The sequence below is a fragment of the Pseudonocardia sp. GCM10023141 genome, from assembly GCF_042653605.1.
Genome location: NZ_JBHSIR010000055.1, coordinates 559,154 through 584,306, shown reverse-complemented (window position 1 = coordinate 584,306; position 25,153 = coordinate 559,154). Strand labels below are relative to the sequence as shown.

26 protein-coding genes are annotated in these 25,153 nt (G+C 72.8%); 15 read left to right on the top strand and 11 right to left on the bottom strand.

Translation table 11 applies throughout. From position 1 onward, the window contains the following. Window positions 1-137: 137 nt before the first annotated feature. Both ACFPFQ_RS31820 and ACFPFQ_RS31815 read right to left on the bottom strand, forming a co-directional pair. Window positions 138-2,186, bottom strand: a complete 2,049-nt coding sequence (locus ACFPFQ_RS31820; RefSeq protein ID WP_379625463.1) for an FAD-dependent oxidoreductase — start codon at window positions 2,184-2,186, stop codon at window positions 138-140. After that, window positions 2,179-2,967, bottom strand: a complete 789-nt coding sequence (locus tag ACFPFQ_RS31815) for an enoyl-CoA hydratase-related protein (RefSeq protein ID WP_379625461.1) — start codon at window positions 2,965-2,967, stop codon at window positions 2,179-2,181. The genes ACFPFQ_RS31820 and ACFPFQ_RS31815 overlap by 8 nt, the downstream gene beginning before the upstream one ends. Window positions 2,968-3,031: 64 nt before the next feature. Here ACFPFQ_RS31815 and ACFPFQ_RS31810 point away from each other — a divergent pair, with 64 nt between their 5' ends. Then, a complete protein-coding gene (locus tag ACFPFQ_RS31810) occupies window positions 3,032-3,283 on the top strand; it encodes a ferredoxin (protein WP_379625459.1) in 252 nt (83 codons plus the stop codon). Here ACFPFQ_RS31810 and ACFPFQ_RS31805 read toward each other — a convergent pair. The 4 genes from ACFPFQ_RS31805 to ACFPFQ_RS31790 form a co-directional block, all read right to left on the bottom strand. Continuing rightward, the gene (locus ACFPFQ_RS31805; protein WP_379625457.1) at window positions 3,220-3,894 is read right to left on the bottom strand and encodes a hypothetical protein; all 675 of its coding nucleotides are present in this window, start codon (window positions 3,892-3,894) and stop codon (window positions 3,220-3,222) included. The two genes, ACFPFQ_RS31810 and ACFPFQ_RS31805, sit on opposite strands and share 64 nt — an antisense overlap. Window positions 3,895-3,991: 97 nt before the next feature. Next, window positions 3,992-5,143 (bottom strand): CaiB/BaiF CoA transferase family protein, encoded by a 1,152-nt coding sequence (locus ACFPFQ_RS31800; RefSeq protein WP_379625455.1) that lies wholly within the window; start codon window positions 5,141-5,143, stop codon window positions 3,992-3,994. A gap of 36 nt (window positions 5,144-5,179) precedes the next feature. Continuing rightward, window positions 5,180-5,659: a nuclear transport factor 2 family protein gene (locus ACFPFQ_RS31795; RefSeq protein ID WP_379625453.1), complete on the bottom strand. Its 480-nt coding sequence runs from the start codon at window positions 5,657-5,659 to the stop codon at window positions 5,180-5,182. Then, window positions 5,656-6,102: an SRPBCC family protein gene (locus tag ACFPFQ_RS31790; RefSeq protein ID WP_379625451.1), complete on the bottom strand. Its 447-nt coding sequence runs from the start codon at window positions 6,100-6,102 to the stop codon at window positions 5,656-5,658. The genes ACFPFQ_RS31795 and ACFPFQ_RS31790 overlap by 4 nt, the downstream gene beginning before the upstream one ends. Before the next feature lie 99 nt (window positions 6,103-6,201). Between ACFPFQ_RS31790 and ACFPFQ_RS31785 the strand changes: the two genes are divergently transcribed. From ACFPFQ_RS31785 to ACFPFQ_RS31750, 8 genes are read left to right on the top strand one after another with little or no spacing between them, the layout of a single operon-like run. Then, a complete protein-coding gene (locus ACFPFQ_RS31785) occupies window positions 6,202-7,182 on the top strand; it encodes an aldo/keto reductase (RefSeq protein ID WP_379625449.1) in 981 nt (326 codons plus the stop codon). Beyond that, window positions 7,179-8,372: a hypothetical protein gene (locus ACFPFQ_RS31780; RefSeq protein ID WP_379625447.1), complete on the top strand. Its 1,194-nt coding sequence runs from the start codon at window positions 7,179-7,181 to the stop codon at window positions 8,370-8,372. Before ACFPFQ_RS31785 ends, ACFPFQ_RS31780 begins: the two co-directional genes overlap by 4 nt. Window positions 8,373-8,407: 35 nt before the next feature. After that, complete coding sequence (locus tag ACFPFQ_RS31775; protein WP_379625445.1) at window positions 8,408-9,595, top strand: cytochrome P450; 1,188 nt, start codon at window positions 8,408-8,410, stop codon at window positions 9,593-9,595. A gap of 3 nt (window positions 9,596-9,598) precedes the next feature. Continuing rightward, window positions 9,599-10,393 (top strand): SDR family NAD(P)-dependent oxidoreductase, encoded by a 795-nt coding sequence (locus ACFPFQ_RS31770; RefSeq protein ID WP_379625443.1) that lies wholly within the window; start codon window positions 9,599-9,601, stop codon window positions 10,391-10,393. Continuing rightward, a complete protein-coding gene (locus ACFPFQ_RS31765; protein WP_379625441.1) occupies window positions 10,390-11,319 on the top strand; it encodes an acyl-CoA thioesterase in 930 nt (309 codons plus the stop codon). Before ACFPFQ_RS31770 ends, ACFPFQ_RS31765 begins: the two co-directional genes overlap by 4 nt. After that, on the top strand, window positions 11,316-12,842 hold the full coding sequence (locus ACFPFQ_RS31760; RefSeq protein ID WP_379625439.1) for a class I adenylate-forming enzyme family protein: 1,527 nt from the start codon (window positions 11,316-11,318) through the stop codon (window positions 12,840-12,842). Before ACFPFQ_RS31765 ends, ACFPFQ_RS31760 begins: the two co-directional genes overlap by 4 nt. Next, window positions 12,839-13,828, top strand: a complete 990-nt coding sequence (locus tag ACFPFQ_RS31755) for a CaiB/BaiF CoA transferase family protein (protein ID WP_379625438.1) — start codon at window positions 12,839-12,841, stop codon at window positions 13,826-13,828. Before ACFPFQ_RS31760 ends, ACFPFQ_RS31755 begins: the two co-directional genes overlap by 4 nt. 32 nt (window positions 13,829-13,860) lie before the next feature. Next, window positions 13,861-14,592 carry an SDR family NAD(P)-dependent oxidoreductase gene (locus ACFPFQ_RS31750; RefSeq protein WP_379625436.1) on the top strand — a complete coding sequence of 244 codons (732 nt, stop codon included), beginning with the start codon at window positions 13,861-13,863 and terminating at the stop codon, window positions 14,590-14,592. Window positions 14,593-14,612: 20 nt separating this feature from the next. Here ACFPFQ_RS31750 and ACFPFQ_RS31745 read toward each other — a convergent pair whose 3' ends face one another. Together ACFPFQ_RS31745 and ACFPFQ_RS31740 are read right to left on the bottom strand one after the other, a co-directional pair. Continuing rightward, complete coding sequence (locus ACFPFQ_RS31745) at window positions 14,613-14,894, bottom strand: hypothetical protein (RefSeq protein ID WP_379625434.1); 282 nt, start codon at window positions 14,892-14,894, stop codon at window positions 14,613-14,615. A gap of 257 nt (window positions 14,895-15,151) precedes the next feature. Then, window positions 15,152-15,541, bottom strand: a complete 390-nt coding sequence (locus ACFPFQ_RS31740; RefSeq protein WP_379625432.1) for a hypothetical protein — start codon at window positions 15,539-15,541, stop codon at window positions 15,152-15,154. Between the two features lie 158 nt (window positions 15,542-15,699). Here ACFPFQ_RS31740 and ACFPFQ_RS31735 point away from each other — a divergent pair, with 158 nt between their 5' ends. Then, window positions 15,700-16,365, top strand: coding sequence for a TetR/AcrR family transcriptional regulator (locus tag ACFPFQ_RS31735; RefSeq protein ID WP_379625430.1), 666 nt, complete (start codon window positions 15,700-15,702; stop codon window positions 16,363-16,365). 174 nt (window positions 16,366-16,539) lie between these two features. Here ACFPFQ_RS31735 and ACFPFQ_RS31730 read toward each other — a convergent pair whose 3' ends face one another. Continuing rightward, a complete protein-coding gene (locus ACFPFQ_RS31730) occupies window positions 16,540-18,093 on the bottom strand; it encodes an AMP-binding protein (protein WP_379625428.1) in 1,554 nt (517 codons plus the stop codon). A gap of 121 nt (window positions 18,094-18,214) precedes the next feature. Here ACFPFQ_RS31730 and ACFPFQ_RS31725 point away from each other — a divergent pair, with 121 nt between their 5' ends. Together ACFPFQ_RS31725 and ACFPFQ_RS31720 are read left to right on the top strand one after the other, a co-directional pair. Continuing rightward, window positions 18,215-19,099, top strand: a complete 885-nt coding sequence (locus ACFPFQ_RS31725; RefSeq protein WP_379625426.1) for an acyl-CoA thioesterase — start codon at window positions 18,215-18,217, stop codon at window positions 19,097-19,099. A gap of 2 nt (window positions 19,100-19,101) precedes the next feature. Next, window positions 19,102-19,677: a VOC family protein gene (locus ACFPFQ_RS31720; RefSeq protein ID WP_379625424.1), complete on the top strand. Its 576-nt coding sequence runs from the start codon at window positions 19,102-19,104 to the stop codon at window positions 19,675-19,677. 70 nt (window positions 19,678-19,747) lie between these two features. Here ACFPFQ_RS31720 and ACFPFQ_RS31715 read toward each other — a convergent pair whose 3' ends face one another. Beyond that, window positions 19,748-21,079, bottom strand: a complete 1,332-nt coding sequence (locus tag ACFPFQ_RS31715; RefSeq protein WP_379625422.1) for a phosphotransferase family protein — start codon at window positions 21,077-21,079, stop codon at window positions 19,748-19,750. 201 nt (window positions 21,080-21,280) lie between these two features. Here ACFPFQ_RS31715 and ACFPFQ_RS31710 point away from each other — a divergent pair, with 201 nt between their 5' ends. Genes ACFPFQ_RS31710 through ACFPFQ_RS31700 form a run of 3 tightly spaced genes read left to right on the top strand, consistent with a single transcriptional unit; the run spans window position 21,281 to window position 25,037 of the window. Continuing rightward, entirely contained in the window at window positions 21,281-22,681 is a 1,401-nt protein-coding gene (locus ACFPFQ_RS31710) for an aldehyde dehydrogenase family protein (RefSeq protein WP_379625420.1), read from the top strand. 29 nt (window positions 22,682-22,710) lie between these two features. Next, window positions 22,711-23,931 (top strand): cytochrome P450, encoded by a 1,221-nt coding sequence (locus ACFPFQ_RS31705; RefSeq protein WP_379625418.1) that lies wholly within the window; start codon window positions 22,711-22,713, stop codon window positions 23,929-23,931. After that, window positions 23,928-25,037, top strand: a complete 1,110-nt coding sequence (locus tag ACFPFQ_RS31700; RefSeq protein WP_379625417.1) for an NDMA-dependent alcohol dehydrogenase — start codon at window positions 23,928-23,930, stop codon at window positions 25,035-25,037. Before ACFPFQ_RS31705 ends, ACFPFQ_RS31700 begins: the two co-directional genes overlap by 4 nt. 8 nt (window positions 25,038-25,045) lie before the next feature. Here ACFPFQ_RS31700 and ACFPFQ_RS31695 read toward each other — a convergent pair whose 3' ends face one another. Beyond that, a complete protein-coding gene (locus ACFPFQ_RS31695) occupies window positions 25,046-25,135 on the bottom strand; it encodes a hypothetical protein (RefSeq protein WP_379625416.1) in 90 nt (29 codons plus the stop codon). Window positions 25,136-25,153 lie beyond the last annotated feature (18 nt).

Here is a 25,153-nt window from a genome sequence, read left to right as displayed (position 1 = left end):
TGGCCACGGCGCCGACGTCTCGTCATCGGCGCGGTGGCGAATTGGTTGGCGTGGTCGGGTCGGGCTCGACGGCGCCAACCGGGTGGCCACGGCGCCGACGTCTCGACATCGGCGCGGTGGCGAACTGGTTGGCGTCGTCAGGTGGCGCTCCCGCCCCAGCCGTACCGTGCCAGCGGGCGCACCCAGGCCGGATCCAGCGCTCCCACCGACTGCCGGGCCTCGACGAGCGCCACCTCCAGCCGCCGGGGCGAGTCGGCGTCGCCGATCACCCGCACGACGGGTGCGGTGGCGCTGAGCTCGTCCTGCAGTGCGCGGTCGGGGACCCCGCCCGACATCAGCACGACGTCGTCGAACGCGAGTTCCTGCCCCCGCTGCGGCGCCTCCGACGGTGCGATCCGGGCGCTTCCCGGCTCCAGGCCGAGCAGGACCGTGCGCGGGAACAGCGTGAAGTCGCCGCGCTGCAGCCGCGCGGCGAGCGGGGCGCCCATCATCTCCCACCGCATCTCCAGGTTGGCGGCGACGAGGGCGAAGCGGCTCACCTGCAGCACCCGGTGCCCGTCGTCGACGAGGCGCTGGGCGACGTCGACCGACTCGTAGTGGCCGATCTCGTCGAGCAGCAACACGGTGTGGCCGAGCCGCGCACCCCGCAGGACGTCCCATCCGGTGTGGACGGTGACGGTGTCCAGTCCCGACAGCGGGACGGCGGGGCGCAGCGCCTGGAACCCGTCGCGGCGCGGCGTCACCCCGGTCGCGACGATCACCGCGTCCGGCTCCAGCGCGCGCACCGTCGCGGCGTCGGCGGCCCGGCCCAGCCGGACGTCCACGCCGCGCAGCTCCATCTGGTGGGCGAAGAACGCCACCAGGTCGGCCACCTCGCGCCGCGCGGGCGACACCAGCCGCAGCTGGCCGCCCAGCGCGTCGGCGGCCTCCAACAGCGTGACGCGGTGCCCGGCGACGGTGGCCGCCCGCGCGGCCTCCATCCCGGCCGGCCCGCCACCGACCACGACGACGTGGCGCCCGGGCACCACCGGCGCGATCACCGCGTCGCCATGGGTGCGCTCGCGCCCCGCCGCCGGGTTGACGGCGCACAGGGCGCGACCACGGGTGTTGAGGCCGCCCGCGCAGCTCTGCAGGCACGCGATGCACGGCCGGATCTCGGCGCTGCGCAGGCCGATCGTCTTGGCCACCAGTGCCGGTTCGGCCAGCGTCGCCCGGACCATCGACACGAGGTCGGCGGCGCCGGCGGCGATCACCTCCTCGGCCTGGCGCAGCGTGGTGAACCGGCCCGCGACGATCGTCGGCAGCGCGGTCTGGCGGGTGACCTTCTCGCTGGTCGGGAGCTGGTAGCCGGGTGGCTCGTGGGCACCGCCCATCAGCAGGTCGCGGCCGTAGTGCGAGCCGAGCGAGACGTCGACGAAGTCGATCAGGCCGCTGCGCTCCAGCCGGGCGGTCAGGTCGGTGAGGTCCGACGCCGTGGTCTGGTCGGGCGGACCGTCCGGGGAGATCCGCACGCCGATCGGATAGCCGGGGCCGACCGCGTCGCGCACGGCCGCGAGCACCTCGAACAGGAACCGGCTGCGGTTCTCGGTCGAGCCGCCGTAGGCGTCGGTGCGGTGGTTGGTGGCGGGGGACAGGAAGCTGGAGAACAGGTACCCGTGGCCCGCGTGGAACTGGATGCCGTCGATCCCGCCCGCCCGCGCCCGCAGCGACGCCGCGACGAAGGCGCCGGTCAGCTCGTCGATCATGGACTGGGTCATGGGAACCGGGAGCATGCCGAGTCCGGGGTCGGGCACGTGCGACGCGGCCCACGGGGCCGAGCTGTCCCACGTCATCTGCGTCGGGCCGCCGTGCCAGATCTGCTGGAACAGCTTCATGCCCTCGGCGTGCACGGCATCGGTGAGCCGCGCCAGCCCGGGGACCGCGGCGTCGGTGCTCAGGTCGAGCAGGCCCGGGGAGCTCCAGTGCACCTGCGCGGGATCGGCGAACGCCAGCGCGACGCCACCGCGCGCCCGCGCCACGTGGAACGCGATCATGTCATCGCTGACCTGGCGGTCGGCACCCAGACCGGTGCCCTGCGACGTGCGCACGACGCGGTTGCGCAGCTCGACGCCGGAGATCCGGAACGGGCTGAGCACGTGGTCGAGGCCCGCACCCGTGATCGGCCCGGTGGTGGTCGCGTCAGTCATCGAGGTACCCCGTCCTGCGGCCGTCGACGAAGTCGCCGCGGGCGTCGCGGGCCTCGCCGGACATGTTGAGCTCGAAGGTGTAGCTCAGCTCCTGGCGGTAGTGCGTGCGGATGTCGCGCCCGATCGTGCCGGCCATGGCTGACTTGAGCCCGCGGATGACGTTGGTGCGCTTGCGGGCGATCGTGGTGGCCACGGCGCGCGCGTCGGCGGCGAGCTCGTGGGCGGGGACGAGGCGCAGCACGCTGCCGAAGCGGAGCAGCTCGGCGGAGTCGACCGGCTCGCAGGTGAACATCGCCGCGCGCAGGCGCTTGTCGGGCATCAGCCCGATCGCCTGCACGATCCCGCTGGTGGCGCCGTTGTCGGCCTCGGCAAGCACGAACGGGGTGTCGGGTGCGGCGAGCAGGATGTCGCAGACCCCGGCGACCAGCACTCCCAGCCCGATGCAGTAGCCGTGGATCGCGCCCACCACCGGCACCGGGCACTCGGCGATCGCCAGTGTCAGCTCGAGCGAGCCCCAGGTCTGGCCGAGGATGCCCGCGAAGCCGGGTTTGCGCTGCACCTCCTTGACGTCGCCGCCGCCGCAGAAGCCGCGCCCGTTCGCGCGCAGCACCACCGCGCGGATCCGCTCGTCATGGGCGTACTTGCGCAGGTGCCCGATCAGCGTGCCGATGTCGGCGACGTTGAACGCGTTGACCGGTGGGTTGTCGATCACGAGCTCGGCGACGCCGTTCTCGTCCACATCCTCGTGGATCACGGGCTGCCCTCCGGTTGTCGCCGTCACCAAATGACGTTAGGTTAGTGCGGTGCCGGGTGACGGCGCAACGGGCTGTCGGAGGTGGAGCGAGATGATGCGCGCGACGATCGACGCTGCGAGGTGCCAGGGTCACGGGCGGTGCGCGATGCTCGCTCCGGACGTCTTCGACATCGACGACGACGGGTGGGGCACCGTCCTCGTCGACCCCGTTCCCGCCACGGCCGAACCCGACGTGCGCGAGGCGGTGCTCAACTGCCCGGAGAGTGCGATCGCGTTGCTTCAGGGGCCGATCAGGTCGGCGGGCGGCGCCTGGATGTCGACGGGCAACCCGAAGTCGGAGTAGGTGGTGGTGGCGCTGTTGTCCTGGTCGAACCGGTCCACCTGCTTGCGCAGCGTGCCGGCCGCATCGAGGAAGTAGACGGCGTCGAAGGGCGCAGCGCCCGTGCCCGAGCGGATGCGGTAACCGACCAGTGGCCGACCGTCGACGGTGTCGCCCTCGACCACCCCGAGCAGTTGGGGCGCAGCCGGTGCCGACGTGGGGGCCGCCGGTCCGAACAGGACGGCGGGCCCGCTGCGCGACCACGGCTTCCCCGGCGCCGCCTCGACGCCCACGGTCATCCGGTACCCGACGCCGTCGACGACGACCGTGCGCAGCGGCTTCGCCGACTGCCCGGCGACCGGGCGCGCGGTGATCGTGGTGTCGTAGGCCTGCGGCGGGCCGAAGCGGGTGACGCCGTCGGTCGTCGCGATGATGTCGGTGCCCGACGCGGTCTCGATGTGCATCCGCGCCGTCCCGACCTGGGTGTTGCGGGCGTTGATCGCGGCGAGTACCTCGGCTGCCGTGGTGAACCGCGCCGGGGCGGCAGCCCCGGTGAGCAGCACCAGCCCGCCGGCGACGAGCAGGGCCACGACCGCAGCGGCGAGCGCCGTCCGAACACCCCGCCGCTGCGTCACGCCGAACCTCCGTCAACCGTCTGGGTGGATCACCACCCCGGACGACGATCGGCAGGTACCCGGCGTTGGGTCGATGTGGCCCAGGACACACGAGAATTCAGGCGTCTCCCGGCATGACGGTGCCGTCGGCCACCAGCCGGGTGACCTCGTCGTCGTCGAACCCCGCCTCGATCAGCACGGCGCGGGTGTCGCCACCGCGGACCGCGGGCGCCGGGCGTCGACGTGCGGGGGTGCGCGACAGGCGTGGCGCGGGCGCGGCGTGGAGGAGGCCGTCCTCCTCGACGATCGTGGCGCGGGCCCGCAGGTGTGGATCGTCGACCAGCTCGTCGAGGTCGAGCACGGGGGTTCCGCAGCCGTCGATGTCGGCGAACACGGCGCTCCAGTGGGCCCGCGGCTTCGTGGCGATGGTCTGCGCCACCTGCTCGCGCAGTGCGTCCCAGCCCGACGGGTCCAGCTGGGCCGCGCCGGGAGGGGCGAGCTCGAGCGCGGCCAGGAACGCGGCGTAGAACTTCGCCTCGATCGCCCCGACCGCGAACCACCGGTCGTCGGAGCAGCGGTACACGCCGTAGAACGGGGCCGCACCTGAGAGCAGGTGCGCGCCGCGGCCGGCCCAGATGCCGGCGTTGAGCTCGCCGAGCTGCGGCGTGTTGAGCAGCGCCGCCCCGTCGACGATCGCCGCGTCGACGACCTGGCCGCGGCCCGTGGTGGCACGGGCGAACAGCGCCATCACGATGCCCAGCGCGCAGACCATCGAGCCACCCGCGATGTCGCCCAGTGTCGCGAGCGGGGGGACCGGAGCGGGGCTGCCGGCGGCGCCGATCACACCGAGGGTGCCGGCGACGCCGATGTAGTTGATGTCGTGACCGGCGCGGTTGCGGTAGGGGCCGTCCTGGCCCCACCCGGTGAGCCGGGCGTAGACCAGGCGCGGGTTGCGCTCGCACAGGACGTCGGGGCCGAGTCCGCGGCGCTCCATCGCGCCGGGGCGGAAGCTCTCGAGGAACACGTCGGCGTGGTCGGCCAGGCGCGCGATGACGTCGGGGCCGCCGGGCGCGCGCAGGTCCACGACGGCGGAGCGCTTGCCGCGGGAGAAGAACTTCGCCGGGTCGAACGACTGGGTCTCGGGACGTTCGACGGCGATCACGTCGGCGCCGAAGTCCGACAGCAGCATGGAGCAGAACGGTCCCGGGCCCAGCGCGCTCATGTCCAGCACCCGGACGCCGTGCAGCGCTCCGCCGGTCGGTGTGGTCATGCGGGCCCCTGTCGTGGACGTCTCGCGAGCACTGTATCAATCATCGTTAGGTTGTGTGGGGTGCAGCATCGCCGGGTCGCCCGCGCTGGTGAGCAGGTCGAGTCGACGGGCCGCGATGCGCCAGCCGGCAGGCGTGCGGATGAAGCGATCGGTGTAGGTGCCGGTGACCGTGAAGGTCGCCTGCTCGGGCGCGGGCTGCGCACTTCCCCGGGCCACGTGGTGCGCGGTGACGTGGGTGAGCCCCGCCGCGGTGTCGGGCCCGGTCGACCACACCCGCGAGGTGTGCAGCAGGTGTTGCGTGGCGGCAACCCGGCCCGCGGTGTCGCGGAAGAACGCGACGATCGCCTCGATCCCCGCGTGGCGCTGCGTCCCGCCGGAGTAGTCGATCTCCGCGCCGGTCGCGAAGACCTCCCGCAGCTCGTCCCAGGCCTGCAGGTCGATGGCGAAGGCGTAGCTTGCGAGCAGGTCGTCGATCACGGCGCGGTCGGCCGCCGAGAGCCCGGTCGGCGGGGTCACCGGGTGGCCAGGTGCGCGCGGAGGTCGGCGATGAACGCCGTGTAGACGGCGGCGAACCGGACGCGCAGCGACTCCACCTGCGCGGGCTCCGCGTCGAACGCGCCGGACCACTCGAGGAAGGTGGCACCGGTCTCGGTGATCGGCAGCAGGTGGATCGTGCCGCGGTAGGACGTCACCGGGTACGGGATGGTGCCAACGAACTCGTAGGAGTACCGGCGGTCGGTGGTGTCGTGGTCCACCAGGCGCTCGCGCACCTGCCGCCCGTCGGGTGCGAGGGTGAGGCACCGGATTGACCCCACCGCCGCCGCCCCGGAGCCGCACTCGGCGAGCGAGGCGCGGACGCGCGGTGTCCAGGCCGGCATGCCGTGGAAGTCATGCACGACCGACCACGCCGTGTCGACGTCGGCGTCGAGGGTGGTGCTGACGTACGCGCCGGCTTTCACGGTCCACCTCCGAAGGTGCGGGGCCAGGACGCTAACACAACGACGTTTGATTACTGAAGGCGTTGATTAACCAAACACTGCCAGGTAAGTTGCCCGACTGTGGCTCCCGTCGACGTTCCGCTGCGGCTCGTGCTGGGTACCGTCGCGTTCGGGACCACGGCCGAACCCGCGGCCGCCACCGCCATCGTCGAGGGATTCCTCGCCCGCGGCGGCCGGTGGATCGACACCGCGGCCGCGTACGGCGACGGCGCCACGGAGATCGCCGTGGGCAAGGTCCTCGACGAGCTGGGCTGCCGCGACGACGTCGTGCTGGCCACGAAGTTCGGCCTCACCCCACCCGGACCCGGGGTCGACGTGCGGGCGTTCGTGATCGACGAGGTCGAGGGCTCGCTGCGGCGGCTGGGCACCGACCGGGTCGACCTGCTGCAGATGCACCGCCCGTGGTTCGACGTCGAGCCCGAGCCGGTGCTGCAGGCGCTTGGCCGGCTCGTCGAGCAGGGCAAGGTGGCGCGGGTCGGTGCCTCCAACTTCCCGTCCTGGGTGCTGCAGGACCACCTGCGTGCCGCGGCGGCGGGCGGGCTGCCGGCGATGGTGTCGCAGCAGTCGCCCTACAACCTGCTCGACCGCCGGATCGAGAACGAGACGCTGCCGTTCTGCCGGCTGCACGACGTCGCGCTGCTGACGTGGTCGCCGACGGCGAGCGGGATGCTGTCGGGGCGCTACGCCCACGGGACCGCGCCGCCGCCGGACTCCCGGGCCAGCGTGGTGCCCGGCTTCACCGAGCGGCTGACGCGCGAGAACCTCGCCGTCGTGGCCGCGCTGGCGGCGCTGGCCGCCGAGGTCGGCCTGTCGGTGGCGCAGCTCGGGCTGGCCTGGACGCTCGCCCGCGACGGCGTGGCGGGCGTCGTGATCGGGCCGCGCACCCTCGACCACCTGGCCGACTCGCTCGGCGTGCTCGACCACACCGGCGGGCTGCCGCCCGACGCCGCGATCGACCGGGTCGTGGTACCCGGCGGCCGGGTCATCGACTTCGCGACGCTCAGCAGACCGCTCAGCAGACCGCAGGGGGCCAGCTCATGACCAGTACCGATGCCGTCCGGGTGCGCTACACGCGCACGCCCTACCTCGTCGTCACCAAGGAGCAGCACCAGCGCAAGGACGTCTACGGGTCGATCGACGATGCCGTCGTCCGGCAGGCGCAGCTGCTGCGCGGCACCGAGGACTCCGACACCGCCTTCGTCGCGATGCACCCGATCGGCTCGCCCGGGTACCTGCCGGCGTTCTCGCAGCTCGCGCGCAGCGGCTTCCACGTGGTCGCGTGCGGCACGCGCTACACCACCGGCGACGCCGGCCTGCAGATGGAGAACGCGCTGCTCGACCTCGCCGCCTGCGTGCGCGACGCCAAGGAGCGGCTGGGCTACCGGCGGATCGTGCTGGCGGGGTGGAGCGGTGGCGGCTCGCTGATGGCCGGGTACCAGGCCGAGGCCGAACACCGGACGATCACGGCGACTGCGGCGGGGGAGCCGACCCCGCTGGCCGACACGGAGCTGATCCCGGCCGACGGCCTGATGCTGATGGCCGCGCACCGCAGCCGCCACCGGCTGCTCACGGACTTCCTCGACCCGTCGATCCGGGACGAGGACCGGCCGCACGACCGCGACCCCGAGCTGGACCTCTACGACCCCGAGAACCCGAACCGGGCCCCGTACTCGCCGGAGTACGTCACGCGCTTCCGGGCCGCGCAGCGCGAGCGCAACGCGCGGATCACCGAGCGCGCGCTGGCCGCGCTCGACGGGATGCGTCGCGCCGGCCGCGACCAGGACGAGAGCTGCTTCGTCGTGCACGGGACGATGGCCGACCCGCGCTGGGTCGACCCGAGCGTCGACCCCAACGACCGGCGCCCCGGCTGGTCCTACCTGGGTGACCCGCGGGTGGCCAACGACGGTCCGGCGGGGCTCGCCCGGTTCTGCACCACCCGCGGCTGGCTCTCGCAGTGGAGCCTGGACCACGCGCAGGTCGACGCCGTGGACGCCGCGCCGCGCATCAGCGTGCCGACGCTCGTGGTGGCCAACTCCGCCGACGACGCCGTGCCCGCCGCGCACCCGCGTGACTTCTTCGCCGCGCTCCCCGACGGCGACAAGGAGTTCCACGAGATCGTCGGCGCCAACCACTACTTCAGCGGCAAGGGCGAGCAGCTCTCGTACCTGGACGAGGCCTCGCTCCTCGTCCGGCGCTGGATGGCGCAGCGCCCGTTCGGCACGTCCCGTTGATCGACCCCACTCCGATCTCCTACAGGAGCATTCCGTTGACGAAACCCGCCGAGCGCGCGTCCTTCGACCTGGACAACACCGACCCCGAGCTCCTGCAGCACCTGCACGAGACACTCGGCGAGATGCAGGGCACCTGCCCGGTGGCCTGGAGCTCGGCGTCGGGCGGGTTCTGGGCCCTGACCAAGTACGACGACGTCGTCACGGCGTCCAACGACTGGGAGACGTTCACGGTGACCCGGGGCATCATGATCCCGCCGACGGGTGCGTCGATGCCGGTGATCCCCGCCGAGCTCGACCCGCCGCGCCACACCAGGCTGCGCAAGCTCGTGCTGCCCAACTTCACCGACAAGGCGCTGCAGCAGTGGCGACCGGGCCTCGAGCAGATCATCGACGAGGCGTTCCGGCCGCTGCTGCCCGCAGGCCGGGCCGACCTGGTGGTCGACATCGCCCACCCCGTCCCCGTGCTGGCGATCTGCCTGATCCTCGGCATCGACTCCGACTGGCGCCGGATCCGGGAGCTCGCCACCAACTTCCTCGCGGCCACCGGGCAACCGGCGCTGGCCCGGCAGCGCGCGCACGAGCTGGAGGCCTACCTCGAGGAGGAGATCGAGGCGCGGCGAGGCAAGCCGGTCGAGGACCTGCTGGGCCAGTACGTCAACGCCCGCATCGACGACGAGGAGATCCCGGCGCGCGAGATGCTCGGGCTCGTTCAGCTGATGGTGGTGGCCGGGCACGAGACCACCGTCAACGGCATGGGCTCGATGATCTACCGGCTGATCGTCGAGCCGGGCCTGCGCGAGCGCGTGCTCGCCGACCGGTCGCTGATCGGCGCCGTCATCGACGAGACGCTGCGGCTGCACCCGCCGGTCTGGAACATGGGCCGCACCGTGGCCGAGGAGACCGAGATGCGCGGGGAGTCGCTGTGCCCCGGCGAGAAGGTCATGCTCGTCTACGGCGCGGCCAACCGGGACCCGGAGAAGTTCGCCGAGCCCGACACGTTCGACATCGACCGGCCCGGCAACGGCCGCCACCTGACGTTCGGCATCGGGCGCCACCGCTGCCTGGGCGAGCCGCTGGCGAAGCTGGAGCTGCGCCTCGCGCTGGAGTACGTGCTCGACCACCTGCCCGACGTCGAGCTCGACGGCGAGCCCCGATGGGGCGGCGGCACCAACCAGCACGGCCTGCGGTCGCTGCCGGTGCGGTTCACCCCGAGCGGGGGCTGAGCGGTGCCCGACCTGACCGGCAGGGCGGCGTTGGTCACCGGCGCGGGCTCGGGGATCGGTGCGGCGTGCGCGACGGGCCTGGCCGCGGCCGGTGCCGCGGTGCTCGTCACCGACATCGACGGGGACGCGGCGGCCCGGGTGGCCGCGAAGATCAACGCCGGGGGTGGCCGTGCCGTCGCCGAACGCCTCGACGTCGCCGACGAGGCGCAGTGGGTCGCGGTGGTCGGCAACGCCGCGTTCGACGTCCCGATCACGGTGCTGCACAACAACGCCGCCATCACCGGCGGCCCGGCGATGGCGGGCGACCTCGACGTCGTCCGGATCGACGTGGACACCTGGGACGCGGTGCTCGCGGTGGCGCTGCGGGGCACCATGCTCGGCTGCAAGCACGTCGTCCCCGGGATGCTCGCGGCAGGCGGCGGCAGCATCGTCAACACCTCGTCGGTGAAGGGCAGCACCGGCAGCAGCTACCGCACGGCCTACGCCACGGCGAAGGGCGGGATCGACGCGCTGACGCGGATGGTCGCCACGTCCTACGGGAAGCGCAACATCCGCTGCAACGCCGTGGCTCCCGGCATCGTCGAGACGCCCGGGCTGCGGCACACCGTGGGGCCCGAGCGCATCGCGGAGCTGCAGGACGCGCACCTGGTGCCGCGGCTCGGGCGGGCCGCGGACATCGCGGCCATGGTGGTGTTCCTCGCCTCCGACGACGCCGCGTTCCTCACCGGGCAGGTCATCGCGGTCGACGGTGGGTTGACCGCGCACGCGCCGTCGCTCTCACCGCCCGGTTCCCGGTGAGCCGTACCGCCGCGGATGCGGCGCTCGAAGCGGCCGGCGCGCTGCAGACGCTGGTGGAGAAGGCACTGGTGCTCACCGAACGCGCCCCCGACACGTTCTCCGGCGGTGCCGGGCCCGCGGCGTTCGACCGGCTCTACGGCGGCCTGATCGCCGCGCAGGCGCTGCGGGCCGCAGGCGGCACGGTCGTGGCGCCGATGGTGCCGCAGTCGTTGCACGTCCACTTCCTGCGGCTGGGTTCGCCCGATGCGGAGCTGCTGCTGAGCGTCGAACGCGTGCGCGACACCCGGCGCGGGGCCACCCGGCTGGTGCGCGCCGAGCAGGATGGCAGGCTGGTGGCACTCGCGACAGCCGCGTTCCAGGTGCCGCAGCCGGGCATCGAGCACGGGCGGACCACGCTCTCGGCGCCCGACCCCGAGGAGCTGCCCACCCGCACGGCGTCGCTGCAGGCGCGGTTCGGCGACGCGCTGCCCCCCAACGCCCGCGCGGTGTGGCCGATCGACATCCGCCACATCGACCGGGCCCCGTGGACGATCGGCGGGTCGACCGAGCCACGCAACCGGATGTGGGTGCGGGCCGCGGCAGCGCTGCCCGCCGACCCGTTGCTGCAGGCCTGCGTGTTCGCCTACGCCAGCGACCTCACGATGTTCGAGCCCGTCATCTACCCGCACGAGCACGACGCCCGCCCGCTGTCGTGGGAGGCCATGATCCACGGCGAGGTGCGCGGGGGCAGCCTCGACCACACGATCTGGTTCCACCGCCCGTTCCGGGTGGACGAATGGCTGCTGCACGAGCACGTCTCGACCGTCGCCGCGGAGTCCCGTGGCCTCACCACCGGGCAGTACCGCACCCCGGACGGGACGCTCGTCGCGTCCGTCGCGCAGGAGGTCGCGGTGCTGCACGACCCCCGCCCGGAGGGCCCGCCATGAGCGACCTGATCATCACCGACTGGGTCGCCCAGCATGCGCGGCAACGGCCCGATGCGATCGCGCTGGCGCTGCACGAGACCGGTGCCACCGTCACCTGGGCCGAGCTGGAGCGGCGGGTGGCGGCGCTCGCCGGGGTGCTGCGCGACACCTGGGGGGCCCGGCCCGGTGACCGGGTGGCGCTGGTGGCGGAGAACGACCCGCGGCTGCTGGAGGTGCAGTTCGCCTGCATGCGCATCGGCGCGGTGTTCATGCCGCTGAACTGGCGGCTGACCGCCACGGAGCTGGGCGCGCAGCTGGCCGACGCCGAGCCCGTCGCGATGATCCACGACGCGGACTGGCGTGCACTGGTCGACGAGCTGGCTCTCGCCGTACCGCGGGCGTGCTGGGACGAGCCGTCCTACGACGCGCTGTTGGCGGCGGCGGACCCGGTGGCGGGCGGGGACCTCGACCCCGATGCCGTGACCCACCTGCTCTACACGTCCGGGACGACCGGGCTGCCCAAGGGCGTGCTGTGCACCAACCGCACGCTCGTGACGCACGCCCAGAACCTCGCCCACACCAGCCGGATGGCGGAGCGCGACCAGCACCACCTCAACGTCGTGCCGTGGTTCCACGCGGGCGGGCTCAACGTGTTCACCAACGCGATGCTGTTCTGGGGCGGGCGGGTGACCACCGTGCGCCGCTACGACCCCGCGGTGGCGCTGGGGCTGCTCACCGACCCGGGGCTGGCGATCACGCACCTGTGCGGGGTGCTGCAGACGTTCGAGTGGCTGGTGCGCCAGGACGGTTTCGCCGCGGTGGCGGCCTTCCCGGCACTGCACACCGCGCTGTTCGGCGGCTGGGGCCCGTCGACGCAGGAGATCGTGCTGGCGCTGCGTGCCCGCGGCGTGCCGGTGCAGCTGTCGTGGGGAGCGAGCGAGCTCGGGCCGCTCGTCACGGTGCTCTCGCGTCCCGACGACGCGGCGGCCGACGCCGGCTCGTCGGGCACGGTGGTGCCGCACACCCGGCTGCGGATCGTGGCGCCCGACGGCACCGACGTCGAGCCCGGTGGGGTCGGCGAGCTGTGGGTGCGCGGTGGTGCCGTGACGCCCGGCTACTGGCGCCAGCCCCGCGACGACACGTTCCACGGGCTGTGGTTCCGCACCGGCGACGCCGGCCGGATGGACGCGGCGGGGCATGTCTACATCGTCGGCCGGGTCAAGGAGATGTACCGCTCGGGCGGGGAGAACGTCTACCCGGCCGAGGTCGAGAACGTGCTCGCCGACCTGCCGGGGGTGGCCGAGCTGACCGTGGTGGGCGTGCCCGACGAGCGGTGGGGTGAGACGGGCCTGCTCGCTGTCGTGCTCGAGCCCGGCGCGGCGCTCACGCTGGCCGACGTGCAGGCGTTCGCGGCGGGCCGGCTCGCCCGGTTCAAGCAACCGTCGCACCTGCTGGTGCTGGACGTGCTGCCCCGCTCCGCGACCGCGAAGATCTCCCGGGCCGCGATCCGCGAGGCGTTCCTCGGTGCCGGCGTGCCCGCATGAGCGGCCCGCTGGCCGGCGTGCGGGTCGTCGAGCTCGGTGGCATCGGCCCGGGCCCGTTCGCCGGCCTGCAGCTGGCCGACATGGGCGCCGACGTCGTGCGGATCGAGCGCCCGGACGCCGCCGGCAGCCCGGTGTCGATGACGCGGGGCAAGCGCCTCGTCGAGGTCGACCTGCGCTCGACGGCGGGCGTGGCGCAGGTGCTCGACCTCGCCGCGGAGGCCGCGATCCTCATCGAGGGCTTCCGGCCGGGGGTGGCCGAGCGGCTGGGCCTGGGCCCGGCCGACTGCCAAGCCCGCAACCCGGCGCTGGTCTACGGCCGGATGACGGGGTGGGGCCAGTCCGGGCCGTGGTCGAGCACCGCCGGGCACGACATCAACTACATCGGCCTGACCGGTGCGCTGCACGCGATCGGCCGCGCAGGGGGGCCGCCCTCGATCCCGCTGTGCCTGGTCGGCGACCTGGGCGGCGGTGCGATGTTCCTGGTGACCGGCGTGCTCGCCGCGCTGCACGAGGCCACCCGCACCGGCGTGGGCCGGGTCGTGGACGCCGCGATCGTCGACGGTGCCACCGCGCTGATGCTGCCGATCCACGAGATGGCGGCGGGCGGTCACTGGGTCGACGAGCGCGGCGCGAACATGCTCGACTCCGGCCGTCCCTGGTACGACGTGTACGAGACGGCCGACGGGCGCTGGATGTCGGTGGGTGCGCTCGAGGACAAGTTCTACGCGGCGTTCATCGCCCTGCTGGGGCTGTCCACCGTGGAGTCCGACCGCACCGACCCCGCGTCGTGGCCGGGCCTGCGCGAGCGCATCGCCGCCCGGTTCGCCACGGCGGACCGGGAGCACTGGGAGAAGGTCTTCGATGGCACCGACGCGTGCGTGGCGCCGGTGCTGAGCCTCGCCGAGGCGCCGCACCACCCGCACATGGCGGCGCGGAAGAACCTGGTCGGCGGGGTCGCGGCGCCGGCGCCACGGTTCGCCGGGTAGGCACCGCTAGGAGACGAGGAGGAGTGCATCCGATGGGACGCATCGACGGCAAGGTCGCCATCGGCACGGGCGGAGCAGGCGGGATCGGCACCGCGATCACCCGGCGGTTCGTCGCCGAGGGGGCCCGGGTGGCCGACGTCCTGCCGGCCGCCGCCGGTCCCGGCACGGTCGCGACCACGATGGACGTGCGCTCGGCGACCGAATGGGCCGCCACCGTCGCGCTGGCGTTGCAGGAGTTCGGACGGCTCGACGTGCTGGTCAACAACGCGGGGCTCTTCCGCCCCGCCCCGCTGCAGGCCGCGACCGAGGACGACCTGCGCAGCAGCTTCGAGGTCAACCAGCTCGGCCCGTTCCTGGGCATGCAGGCGGTGATCGCGCCGATGACCGCCGCCGGGGGCGGCTCGATCATCAACTTCTCCTCCGGCGCCGGCATGTCCGGGATGGCCGGGCTCTCCACGTACTCCAGCACCAAGTTCGCCGTGCGCGGCCTCACCCGGTGCGCGGCCATGGAACTGGGCGGGCTCGGCATCCGCGTCAACTCGATCCATCCCGGCGGCATCGACACCCCGATGGTCAACCGCAGGCCCGACGCCGGCGCCGCCTACGCGGCGCTGCCGATCCCGCGCATGGGCCACCCCGACGAGGCCGCCGCGATGGTGCTGTTCCTCGCCTCGGACGAGAGCTCCTACTGCACCGGGTCGGAGTTCGTCATCGACGGCGGCATGGGTGCGGGCTTCAGCTTCAGCTCGACCGCGTCCAGCTGAACCCCGCCTGAGGTCCGGCGTCAGGCCGGCACGGGATCCGGGGCGCCCAGGTAGGCGTCCACCACCCGCGGGTCCGTGCGCACCGCCGCGGGCGTGCCGGTCGTCAACACCCGACCCGATTGCAGGACGGTGACCCGGTCACTGATCGACATCACCATGTCGATCTTGTGCTCGACCAGCAGCACCCCGATGCCCCAGGTGCTGGCGACGGTCCGGATCAGGGCGGCGAGCTCGCCGGACTCGTGCTCGTCGAGCCCGGCGGCCGGCTCGTCCAGCAGCAGGGTGGCCGGTGCGGCCGCCACCGCGCGCGATCGCGACGGCCTTGCGCTGCCCGAGCGACAGCGCGTCGGGCAGCGCGTCGAGCACGTCCGCGAGCCCGAACTGCGCGACGGCCTCCCGCGCGGCCGGTCCCAGCCGCCACGAAGGACACCAGGCGCTCGCCACCGCGATCCGGGACAACGCCGACGACGAGCGGGCCACCCTCGAGCTGCTGTGGCGCGCGCGGCCCAGCTGTGGCCGCAGACCCGGCCCAAGGCCATGGCCGCCCCGCACCCGCTGCTCACCCGCCGCACCCCCGCGGGCGCGCATCCCTGATCGGCGACCCGCACCACACCTGCCACGGTCTCGCGCCCCCTGCCGGACCGCCGACCTGCGGCGCCCTCGGGACGGCCGCACGACCCGAGGAGCCCCACCGTGGGAGCACCGTCCGGTGGCGCCGTGGCACCCCGCGACCCTGCATCGCCGCGTAGACCGCGGCCTCCCGGCGCAGCGTGAGGTCGGTGTCGCTCATCGGGCCCTCGCCGGTGTCGACCCGGAGGATGTAGCTGCCCGCCGTCGCGGTGCGGGCGCTGTAGGTGACCCGGCTGCGACCCAGCGCGAGCCGGTCGAGCCGGGTGGCGCCGCCGTGGATCACGCTGTCCACCCACGATGCGAGCTCGACCTCCTGCATCTGACCTCCTCGTCGTCCTGCAGGTACGTGCCTGGGACTAACGTCGTTAGGTTTTGGAGTCTGGCACGCTGTTGGGGAGGCGTCAACATAGTGTTCACTTCGATACGGCACAAAACCCCAGCGTGGGCAACGGAGCGATCACTGTGGATACTCGTGGCATGACCGCAACCACCGCCCGCCGCCGCCGTCCGGAACAGGTGCGTGCGGCGCTGCTCGAGGAGGCGGCGCGCTCGTTCGCGGCGAAGGGCTTCGGGGGATCGCGCACCGCGGAGATCGCGGCGAGCGCGGGCGCGTCGGAGTCCACGCTGTTCGCGCACTTCCCGACGAAGGCCGACCTCTTCGCGGCGGCCACGCTGGAGCCGTTCGTCGCGTTCGCCACCGGGATGGAGCGCCTCACCGCCGCGCGTCGCGACGTCGTTGACCGCGATCTCGTGGACCGCGACGAGGACGTCGTGCTGCGCTACATCCGCGACCTGTACGACCACGTCGTGGCCAACCGCGACGCCATCCGCACGCTGCTGGCGCTGAGCCACGACCCCGACTCCGACGTGCTGGTGGCGGCGGCGCAGCAGCGCTTCCACGGGCTGCTGGCCGACCTGACCGGCGTCGCGCGGGAGTGGGCGGATGCCACCGGCCGCGACATCCCGCGCCTCGACCTGCGGGTACGCACGGCCTTCGCGATGATCGTCGCGATCGCGTTGTACGGCTCGTGGTTCGTGCCGGCCGACACCGGATTCGGGCGCGACACGATCATCCGCGAGCTGGCGGGGGTGGTGCTGCGCGGGGCGGTGACGACGGAACGCGCCCCGGAGCTGCCCGGCTGACGGCGCCAACCAGTTGGCCACCGCGCCAATGTCCTGACGTTGGCGCGGTGGCTATTGGATTGGCGCGGTCGGTCCTGCTGGACCGGCCGGCGGGGGTGGTGTCTCGCCGCGCCAACCGGTTGGCCACGGCGCCGACGTCCAGACGTCGGCGCGGTGGCTACGGGGTTGGCGCCGTCACGGCGCGACGTACGCCCGCAACGCCGCCTTCGAGATCTTCCCCGTCGTGTTGCGCGGCAGCTCCGCCACCACCACCAGGCTCCGCGGCGCCTTGTACCGCGCGATCCGCTCGGCGCAGTGCTCGCGCAGCGCGTCCAGCGTCAGTGTCGCGCCGGGGCGCACGACGACGAACGCGCGGCCGATCTCGCCCCACTTCTCGTCCGGGATGCCGATCACCGCCACGTCGAGGACGTCGGGGTGGGTGACGAGGACTCGCTCGACCTCCGCCGGTGCCACGTTCTCACCGCCCGACTTGTACATGTCCTTCACCCGGTCGACGAGGTGGTGGAAGCCGTCCTCGTCGCGCCAGGCGGCGTCGCCCGTGCGGAACCAGCCCTCCTCGGTGCGGGCGACGTCGACGGTGCCGTCCTTGCGCCAGTACCCGGGGGAGACGCTCGGGCCCTTCAGCCACACCTCGCCCACCTCGCCGGTCGGGACCTCCGTGCCGTCGGGCCCGGCCAGCCGGACGTGGGTGTACGGCACGGCGCGCCCGCACGACGCCGGACGTCCGGCCACGGCGTCGCGCGGCATCCCGGTGACGGCCGGCCCGAGCTCGGTGCCGCCGTAGGCCTGCTGCAGCACCACGCCGCGGGAGCGCCAGGTCTGCAGCAGCGTCAGGCTCGGCACCCCGCCCGCTACCTGGGCGAAGCGCAGCGCGGTGAAGTCGGCTGCGGCGAACCCGGGCTGCTCGGTGAGCGACGCCCACATCACCGGCGGCGCGGTGAAGTGCGTGATCGCGTGCGCCGGGTCTCCGAGCAGCGCGACGATGGCGGCGGGATCGAAGCGGCGCATGGTGGTGACGGCGCCACCGGTGATCAGCATCGGGGTGCCGATCGTGGTCAGCCCGCCGGCGTGGAACAGCGGCATCGGGTTGAGCTGCTTGACCCCCGGCCCGGTGAGCAGGCACTCGGCGGCGATGTTGAGCGTCTGCCAGGACAGCGTCTTGACGGTGGTGATGGCGCCCTTGGGTGCCCCCGTCGTGCCCGAGGTGTGCAGGATGTGGGTCGGCAGGTCCATCGACAGGTCGGTGCGCGGCTCGGCGGGCGTCGCCGCGGCCAGTGCCTCGTCGTAGTCGGCGGTGGCGCTGCCGGGATCGCAGCGCCAGCCCAGGCGCGCGTCGGTGCCCAGCTTCGCCGCGATCTCCCGCACGGTCGGCTGCCAGACGCCGTCGCTGATCAGCACCTTCGGCTCGACGTCGCGGGCCAGTTCGAGGAGCTCCAGCGGGGCGAGTCGCCAGTTGAGCGGCACCATGATCGCGCCGAGGCGGATGCAGGCGAACTGGACCTCGAACGTGCGGGTGTCGCCCTCGGCGAGCAGCAGCACGCGGTCCCCGACGCCGACGCCGTACCGGTCGCGCAGCACCCCGGCCAGCGCCCCGACCCGCGCGTCCAGCTCGCGCCAGGTGTGCCGCTCGCCGGTCTCGGCGTTCTCCAGCGCGATCGCGGCGCCGAACCGGCCCGCGTTCGTCCGCACCCAGTCCTTGGCCACATCGCCCACGGCCACATCGCCCACGACACGCCCCTTCGTCGGATCCCGCGCCAGAACCTAACATCGATTGGCGAGATTGTGACCCGCCGGTTGCCGGTCCAGCCAAATGTTGTTAGGTTAAATTCACCGACGAGGGAGGCCGAGGTTGACCAGGGGTTTCCTGCCGCTCATGCAGCTCGACGAGGCCGGCCCGGCCAGCTGGCGCGGTCCGCTGGGCGACGATGCGGGCGACCGCATCCCGCACGGGCTGCTCGTCGCCCAGGCGGTGGTCGCCGCGGGTCGCACGGTCGACACCGACTGGCGGTGGGTGCATGCGGTCCACGCCACGTACCTCACCGACGGTGACCCGGCGCCGGCGCCCGTCGAGTACCGGGTGGATCGCCTCCAGGACACCGACCACACGGCAACGCGGCTGGTCCGCGCCGTGCAGGGCGACCGCGCGCTGGCCACGGTCACCGTCGCCTTCCAGGCGCCCCGGCGCGGGGTCGGCCCGACCCACCAGCTCGACGGCATGGGCGAGCCGCCCGATCCGCACTCGCTCCCGGCGCGCGACGTCGCGGTCGGGGTGCCGATCGACGTCCGCTACCTCGACCGTGCCCCGTGGGAGCCCGCGCCGGGTCCGGAGGCCGCCAACCGCATGTGGGTGCGCGTCACCGAGGAGATCCCCGACCAGGTGCTGCTGCACGCGGCGGCGATCGTGTTCGTGGCGGACCTGCTGCTGGTGGAGCCGGTGGCCCCGCCCCTGACGGGGGAGTGGACCGACCTCGACACCGGACGCGGCCTGCACGCCGTCGCGCTCGACCTGTCGGTGCGGTTCCATCGCGGCTTCCGGGCCGACGACTGGGTGCTGCACGAGCACCGCTCGCCGTCGATCGCGGGCTACCGCGCGTACTCGACGGGGCAGTTCTACTCGTCGATGGGACGGCTCGTCGCGTCCGTGTCACAGGAGACCGCGCTGCTGCCGGTGGCGGCTCCGGGCGCGGTCACCCGGCCGGTCGGCAGCTCGCACAACGGATCGAGAGGGAGATAGGCATGGCGTTTCACCACGTGGCCATCGCGTCGAAGAACGTCGCGAAGTCGCACGCGTTCTACACGGAGGTCATGGGCTTCACCCTGAAGAAGGTGGTGAAGCGCCAGACGCCGGAGGGCGGCTGGACCAAGCACATCTTCTACGACACCGGCGACGGTCAGCTCTTCGCGATCTGGGACCTGCGCGGCATCGAAGGGGTCGTCGTCGACGCCGACGCGTGGCAGGGCGGCATGGCCAACGGCCTGCCGTACTGGATCAACCACATCGCGTTCGACTGCCACGACATCGGCGGGCTCGAGGAGCACAAGCAGCGCTGGCTCGACAGGGGCTACAACGCCGTCGAGGTCAAGCACGAGTTCATCCACTCCATCTACACCCGCGACCCCGACGGCACGCTCGTCGAGTTCACCTTCGACACCCAGCCGCTGACCGAGGAGGACGAGCGCGAAGCGCTCGAACTGCTCGCCGACGACAGCCCCGCCCAGGTGCCGGAGTACGAGGGCGTGCAGCACAGGTCCCCGCACGCGAAGGCGCGGCGGGACGCGGAGAAGCTGGCGGACGCGGCCGCCGCGATCTAGCTGACGCACACCCTGAGGGGCTCGCGCACACCGTCGACGGTGTGCGCGAGCCCCTCGCGGTATGCGTCAGCTAGAAGTCGGGCAGGAGTGGCCCGGTTCGCTGCGGTGGGGTCGGTGCGCCGTCCCACGTGTCCGTCTGTGCCAGCGGAGCCATCGCGTCCAGGCGGCGCAGTGACTGCTCGCCGAAGTAGCGCACCAGGTCGTCGAGGCGTTCGGCCGCGTGGTCGCGGACCAGCGCGGTGACCTCCGCGTGGGGGTCGTCGACGTGGCGGCCCAGCAGCGCGGACGTGTCGGTCACGTCGAGCTGCAGCCGGCTCGCCCGCAGCAGGGTGCTCGCCAGCAGGTGTGCCGGGCCCTCCTGCATGTCGGTCAGCAGTCCGGCCAACGCCGTCAGCTCCCCGGTGCGCTGCTCACCCGGCTGCGGCACGAGCGGCGGGTGGCCGCGCGACTCGGCCAGCACCTGGCAGATGGCCACCCGGGCCAGCGCGTCCCACCAGAACCGTTGCAGCGCCTCGGGATTGTGCGCCTTCGGCCGCTGCACGTCGCTGCTGATCCCGGCGAGCATGACGAGCCCGGCCGCCACCGTGAAGTAGTCGACCGCCGCGCGCTCGACCGGCCGGTCCGACGCCGCCGCGTAGGCCTCGACGAAGCCGGCGAAGCCACCGCTCGGGTAGAGCGACTCCCGGAACCGGCTGTACCCGAGGTCCGACATGGGGTGGCCCAGGTGGGCGAGCTCCCAGTCCAGCAGCGCCGTGATGTGCCCGCCGTCGTGCATGAACTGGTTCGGACCGGCGTCGCCGTGCAGCAGGCAGGCCTCGACGGTGGCGGGCGCGTGGTGGGCCAGCCACCACAGTGCCAGCTCGATCAGGGGGTCCGGGCGCTCCAGCTTCGGGCGCAGCACGTCGTAGTCGGCCATGACGGCGGCGAGCGGGCCGGGGCGGTCGGGGCCCGCCGGGTCGGCGGCCACGTCGAGGCCCGGCCGCACGCCGAGTCGCTGCGGGTCGAGTCGGTGGGTGGCCGCGAGCTGCTCGCCGTACTCACGCATCAGGGTGGCGCGGACCTCGGGGGGTGCCGGTTGCAGCACGCCCGAGCCCGGGATCCGGCCGATCAGCAGCGCACCGGCCGCGGGCAGGAACCCGTGCAGCCGGGGCACCGGCACCGCGGTGTCCTGCAGCGCGGCGAGCGCGACGGACTCGCGGCGGGTCCCGTAGCCCGAGAGCATCCGGGACCGCACCTCGACGTGCGGCGGCACGCGCGGCCCCTTCAGGAACAGCGACAGCTCGCCTGTCGGGCCGTCGACGTCGACGAAGAAGTTGGGACGCCAGCGATCCAGCTGTCGGGCGCCGACGACGCGGCCACCCGTGACGTCCTCCACCCACGCCTGCACTGCGACGTCCAGCATGCCCCGACCACCAATCGTTGTTTGGCGCAGTGACCCCGCTCGGCCCGCGACGACCCCGCCCGTCCGGCCGTCGCCGCAGGTCACGACGTTACCGCGGATGCGACCCCAGGAGACGATAGTCACCTGAGCCAAACAGTGTTAGTTTATTGCGACTCCGGTGGCGCCGGTCACAGTCGACCGAACGAGAAGGACGGCGAAGACATGCTCACGATGACGATCAACGGTGCGGCGGTCGGGGGCGCGACGACGTTCGACGTGGTGAACCCGGCCACCGGCCGGGTGGCGGCGCAGGCCCCGGACTGCTCGCCCGAGCAGCTCGATGCCGCGCTCGCCGCGGCCGCGGCGGCCGGACCTGCGTGGCGCAGCGACGTCGACGAGCGCCGCAAAGCCATGCTGCGCCTCGCCGAGGCCCTCACGGCGGCGGGCGACGCGATCACGGCCGACCTGATCCTCGAGACGGGCAAGCCGGCCCCGGTCGCGGCGAGCGAGGTGCCGATCTGCGGCATGTGGCTGCAGGTCTTCGCCGACATGGAGATCCCGCGCCGGGTCCTGCAGGACGACGCGAGCGCGCTGATCGAGGTCGCGTACCGGCCGTTGGGTGTGGTCGCGGCCATCACGCCCTGGAACTTCCCGATCGGCCTGGCCATGTGGAAGATCGCCCCGGCACTGCTGGCCGGCAACACGATCGTCCTCAAGCCGTCGCCGTTCACCCCGCTGGCCACGCTGCGGATGGGCCAGATCATGGGAGAGGTGCTGCCGCCGGGGGTGGTCAACGTCGTCACCGGCGGCGACGACCTGGGACGCGCCCTCTCCGCGCACCCGACGCCGCGCAAGATCACGTTCACCGGCTCTGTCGCGGGGGGCAAGAGCGTGGCCGCGGCCGCGGGCGCCGACCTCAAGCGCGTCACGCTGGAGCTGGGCGGCAACGACGCGGTGATCCTCATGGCCGACGCCGACCTCGCGGCCGCCGTCCCGAAGATCCTCGGCACCGCGTTCTTCAACACCGGCCAGGCCTGCGCGCTGCCCAAACGGATCTTCGTGCCGGACGCGCTGTACGACGAGGCCGTCGACGCGTTCGCCGCGGGCGCCTCGGCGATCGAGGTCGGACCGCCCGAGAACGCCACGACGCAGATGGGCCCGCTCTCGACCCGCCCGCAGTTCGAGCGCGTCACGGCGCTGGCCGCCGAGGCCATCGCAGGCGGCGCGCGGGTGGCGGCCGGGGGCGGCCCGGTCGACGGGGAGGGCTTCTTCTTCCGTCCCACGATCCTCGCCGACGTGCCCGACACCGCTCGGGTCGTTGCCGAGGAGCAGTTCGGCCCGGTGCTCCCGATCCTGCGCTACTCCGCGATCGACGACGCCGTCGAGCGTGCCAACTCGACGATGTTCGGGCTGTGCGGATCGGTGTGGGGCACCGACATCGGGGCCGCGGGCGCCGTGGCCGAGCGCCTCGAATGCGGCACCACGTTCGTCAACACCCACGCGGCGCTGCTGCCCACGGTGCCGTTCGGTGGCTCAAAGTGGAGCGGCGTCGGCGTCGAGAACGGCGTGGACGGGCTGCTGGCCTTCACCGAACCCCAGGTAGTGCACACCGCCCGAGCCTGAACAACCGACGCTGAAGGAGCTACGAGGTCATGGTCGACCCCCACCAGTCGTTCTTCGACACGCTCAACTGGTTCGACGAGAAGGACTGCGAGCAGCTCGACGCCGAGCTCGCCTGGGCCCGCCAGGAGTGCCCGATCGTGCACACCGAGTTCGACGGCGGGATGTACGTGATCACCCGCTACGACGACCTGCGCACCGTGGCCGAGCACCCGGAGGTGTTCAGCTCCGCCATGCCCGGCGTCGTCCCGGTGCCCGTCGCACTGCCGCCGCTCGACCTGGACCCGCCGCTGCACCGCGACTTCCGGGCGTTCCTCAACAAGTACTTCTCCCGCGCGTTCCTCAGCAAGTACACCGCTGTCATGGAGAACCTCGTCGACGAGCTGGTCGACGGGTTCGTCGACCGCGGTGAGTTCGAGTTCGTCTCCGAGTTCGCCATCCCGTTCTCCGCCGGATCGCTGGCGCGGATCGTGCTGGACGACAAGAACGAGGAGCGGATGGCGCGCGCCATCGACGCCGTCACGGCCGTCGCGGTGACGCAGAACCCGGAGTCCTACGGCGGCGTCGCGGCGATCGCCATGGAGCTGCTGGCCGAGCGGGCCGAGGGCGGCGACGAGCGCGACGACTTCCTGCAGGGCATCGTGAGCGCCACCGTCGAGGGTGGCCGGTCGCTGACCCAGGCCGAGATGCTCGGCGTCGTCACGGTCCTGATGCTGGGCGGGCTCGACACCACCCGCGGTGCCATCGCCTACATCGGACGGTTCCTCGCCGAGGTCGACGGGGTCGAGGAGCGGATGCGCCGCCCGGAGTGGAAGCGCAAGGACATCGACGAGTTCCTGCGCTTCACCTCCACCGTCTCGGTGATGGGCCGGGTCCTGACCGAGGACACCGAGCTGCTGGGCTGCCCGATGAAGGCGGGGGAGCGCCTGGCGGTGCACTGGCGCTCCGGCAGCCGTGACGAGTCGAAGTTCGAGCGGCCCGACGAGCTGGTGTTCGACCGGGAGAAGAACCCGCACGCCGCCTTCGGCTTCGGGATCCATCGCTGCCTCGGCCAGCACTTCGCCCGGTTGCAGCTCGAGATCGCGTTCGACCGGCTGCTCGCCCGCGTCACGAACTTCCGGGTCAAGCCCGGCACGGTCGTGCGCGAGGCCGTGGGGATCTCCAACCGCGCGCCCGAGGAGCTGCACCTGCAGTTCGACCGCGTGACCACCCCCGCAACCAGCCCCGCTCGCGAAGGAGCGCTCCAGGCATGAAGACCGAAGCCGCGATCCTCTGGGAAGGCGAGAAGCAGTGGAGCGTCGAGGAGGTCGAGCTCGACGATCCGCAGCCGGGTGAGGTGCGGGTCAAGCTGGCCTCCAGCGGGCTGTGCCACTCCGACGACCACGCGGTGAAGGGCGACCTGCCCACCGCGATGCCGATCATCGGCGGGCACGAGGGCGCCGGCATCGTGGAGGAGGTGGGGGCAGGCGTCACGCGGCTCCGGCCCGGTGACCACGTCGTGATGGCGTTCATCCCGGCGTGCGGGCACTGCCGCTGGTGCGCCAGTGGCAACTCGGTCCTCTGCGACTACGGCGCCGTGATCATGAGCGGGCTGCCGATCAGCGACGGCAAGCCGCGCACGCACGCGCGTGGCGAGGGCCTCAAGCGGATGTCGCTGCTGGGCACGTTCAGCCCGTACACCGTGGTGCACCAGGACTCGTGCGTGCAGATCGACGACGACATCCCGCTGGAGCTGGCCTCGCTCGTCGGTTGCGGCGTGACCACCGGGTTCGGCGCGGCGGTCAACCGGGCACAGGTCGGGCCGGGTGACACCGTCGTTGTCGTCGGTACCGGCGGGCTGGGTTCCAGCGCCGTGCAGGGCTCCCGGATCGCGGGCGCCGAGAACATCATCGCCGTCGACCCCATCGCGTTCCGGCGCGAGCAGGCCGAGATGCTCGGCGCCACGCACTCCGTGGCGTCGATGGCGGAGGCGATGCCGCTGGTCACGGAGCTGACCAGGGGGGTCATGGCCGATAAGACGATCATGACTGCCAGCCTGATGACCGGCGACATGCTGATGCCGTTGATGGCGCTGACCCGCAAGGGCGGCCGCGCCTGCCTGACGTCGGTGGCGAACCCGAACATCACCAGCGCCGACGTCGTGCTCGTGGACCTGATCCTGAGCCAGAAGGAGATCGTCGGCAACGTGTTCGGCGGCTGCAACCCGCATGCCGACCTGCCGCGGCTGCTGTCGCTCTACAAGTCGGGTGAGCTGAAGCTCGCCGAGCTCGTCACGAAGACCTACTCGTTGGAACAGGTCAACGAGGGCTACGACGACCTGCTCAACGGCACGATCATGCGCGGCATGATCGTGTTCTAGCACCGGCCTCAGTACTCCTTGTAGGGCAGGAACTTGCCGCTCATCGACACGCGGACCCGATCCCGCTTGGGGTCGGGTCCGCGCTCGAGGTGCATCATGAAGTCTGGGCGGCCTTG

Excerpts from the sequence above, each read along its gene's own strand:
- ACFPFQ_RS31720 (WP_379625424.1), top strand. The coding sequence starts at position 19,102 with ATGGCGTTTCACCACGTGGCCATCGCGTCGAAGAACGTCGCGAAGTCG.
- ACFPFQ_RS31755 (WP_379625438.1), top strand. The coding sequence starts at position 12,839 with ATGAGCGGCCCGCTGGCCGGCGTGCGGGTCGTCGAGCTCGGTGGCATC.
- ACFPFQ_RS31715 (WP_379625422.1), bottom strand. The coding sequence starts at position 21,079 with ATGCTGGACGTCGCAGTGCAGGCGTGGGTGGAGGACGTCACGGGTGGC.
- ACFPFQ_RS31735 (WP_379625430.1), top strand. The coding sequence starts at position 15,700 with ATGACCGCAACCACCGCCCGCCGCCGCCGTCCGGAACAGGTGCGTGCG.
- ACFPFQ_RS31810 (WP_379625459.1), top strand. The coding sequence starts at position 3,032 with ATGATGCGCGCGACGATCGACGCTGCGAGGTGCCAGGGTCACGGGCGG.
- ACFPFQ_RS31780 (WP_379625447.1), top strand. The coding sequence starts at position 7,179 with ATGACCAGTACCGATGCCGTCCGGGTGCGCTACACGCGCACGCCCTAC.
- ACFPFQ_RS31750 (WP_379625436.1), top strand. The coding sequence starts at position 13,861 with ATGGGACGCATCGACGGCAAGGTCGCCATCGGCACGGGCGGAGCAGGC.
- ACFPFQ_RS31740 (WP_379625432.1), bottom strand. The coding sequence starts at position 15,541 with ATGCAGGAGGTCGAGCTCGCATCGTGGGTGGACAGCGTGATCCACGGC.
- ACFPFQ_RS31695 (WP_379625416.1), bottom strand. The coding sequence starts at position 25,135 with ATGATGCACCTCGAGCGCGGACCCGACCCCAAGCGGGATCGGGTCCGC.
- ACFPFQ_RS31700 (WP_379625417.1), top strand. The coding sequence starts at position 23,928 with ATGAAGACCGAAGCCGCGATCCTCTGGGAAGGCGAGAAGCAGTGGAGC.
- ACFPFQ_RS31820 (WP_379625463.1), bottom strand. The coding sequence starts at position 2,186 with ATGACTGACGCGACCACCACCGGGCCGATCACGGGTGCGGGCCTCGAC.
- ACFPFQ_RS31760 (WP_379625439.1), top strand. The coding sequence starts at position 11,316 with ATGAGCGACCTGATCATCACCGACTGGGTCGCCCAGCATGCGCGGCAA.
- ACFPFQ_RS31710 (WP_379625420.1), top strand. The coding sequence starts at position 21,281 with ATGCTCACGATGACGATCAACGGTGCGGCGGTCGGGGGCGCGACGACG.
- ACFPFQ_RS31800 (WP_379625455.1), bottom strand. The coding sequence starts at position 5,143 with ATGACCACACCGACCGGCGGAGCGCTGCACGGCGTCCGGGTGCTGGAC.
- ACFPFQ_RS31705 (WP_379625418.1), top strand. The coding sequence starts at position 22,711 with ATGGTCGACCCCCACCAGTCGTTCTTCGACACGCTCAACTGGTTCGAC.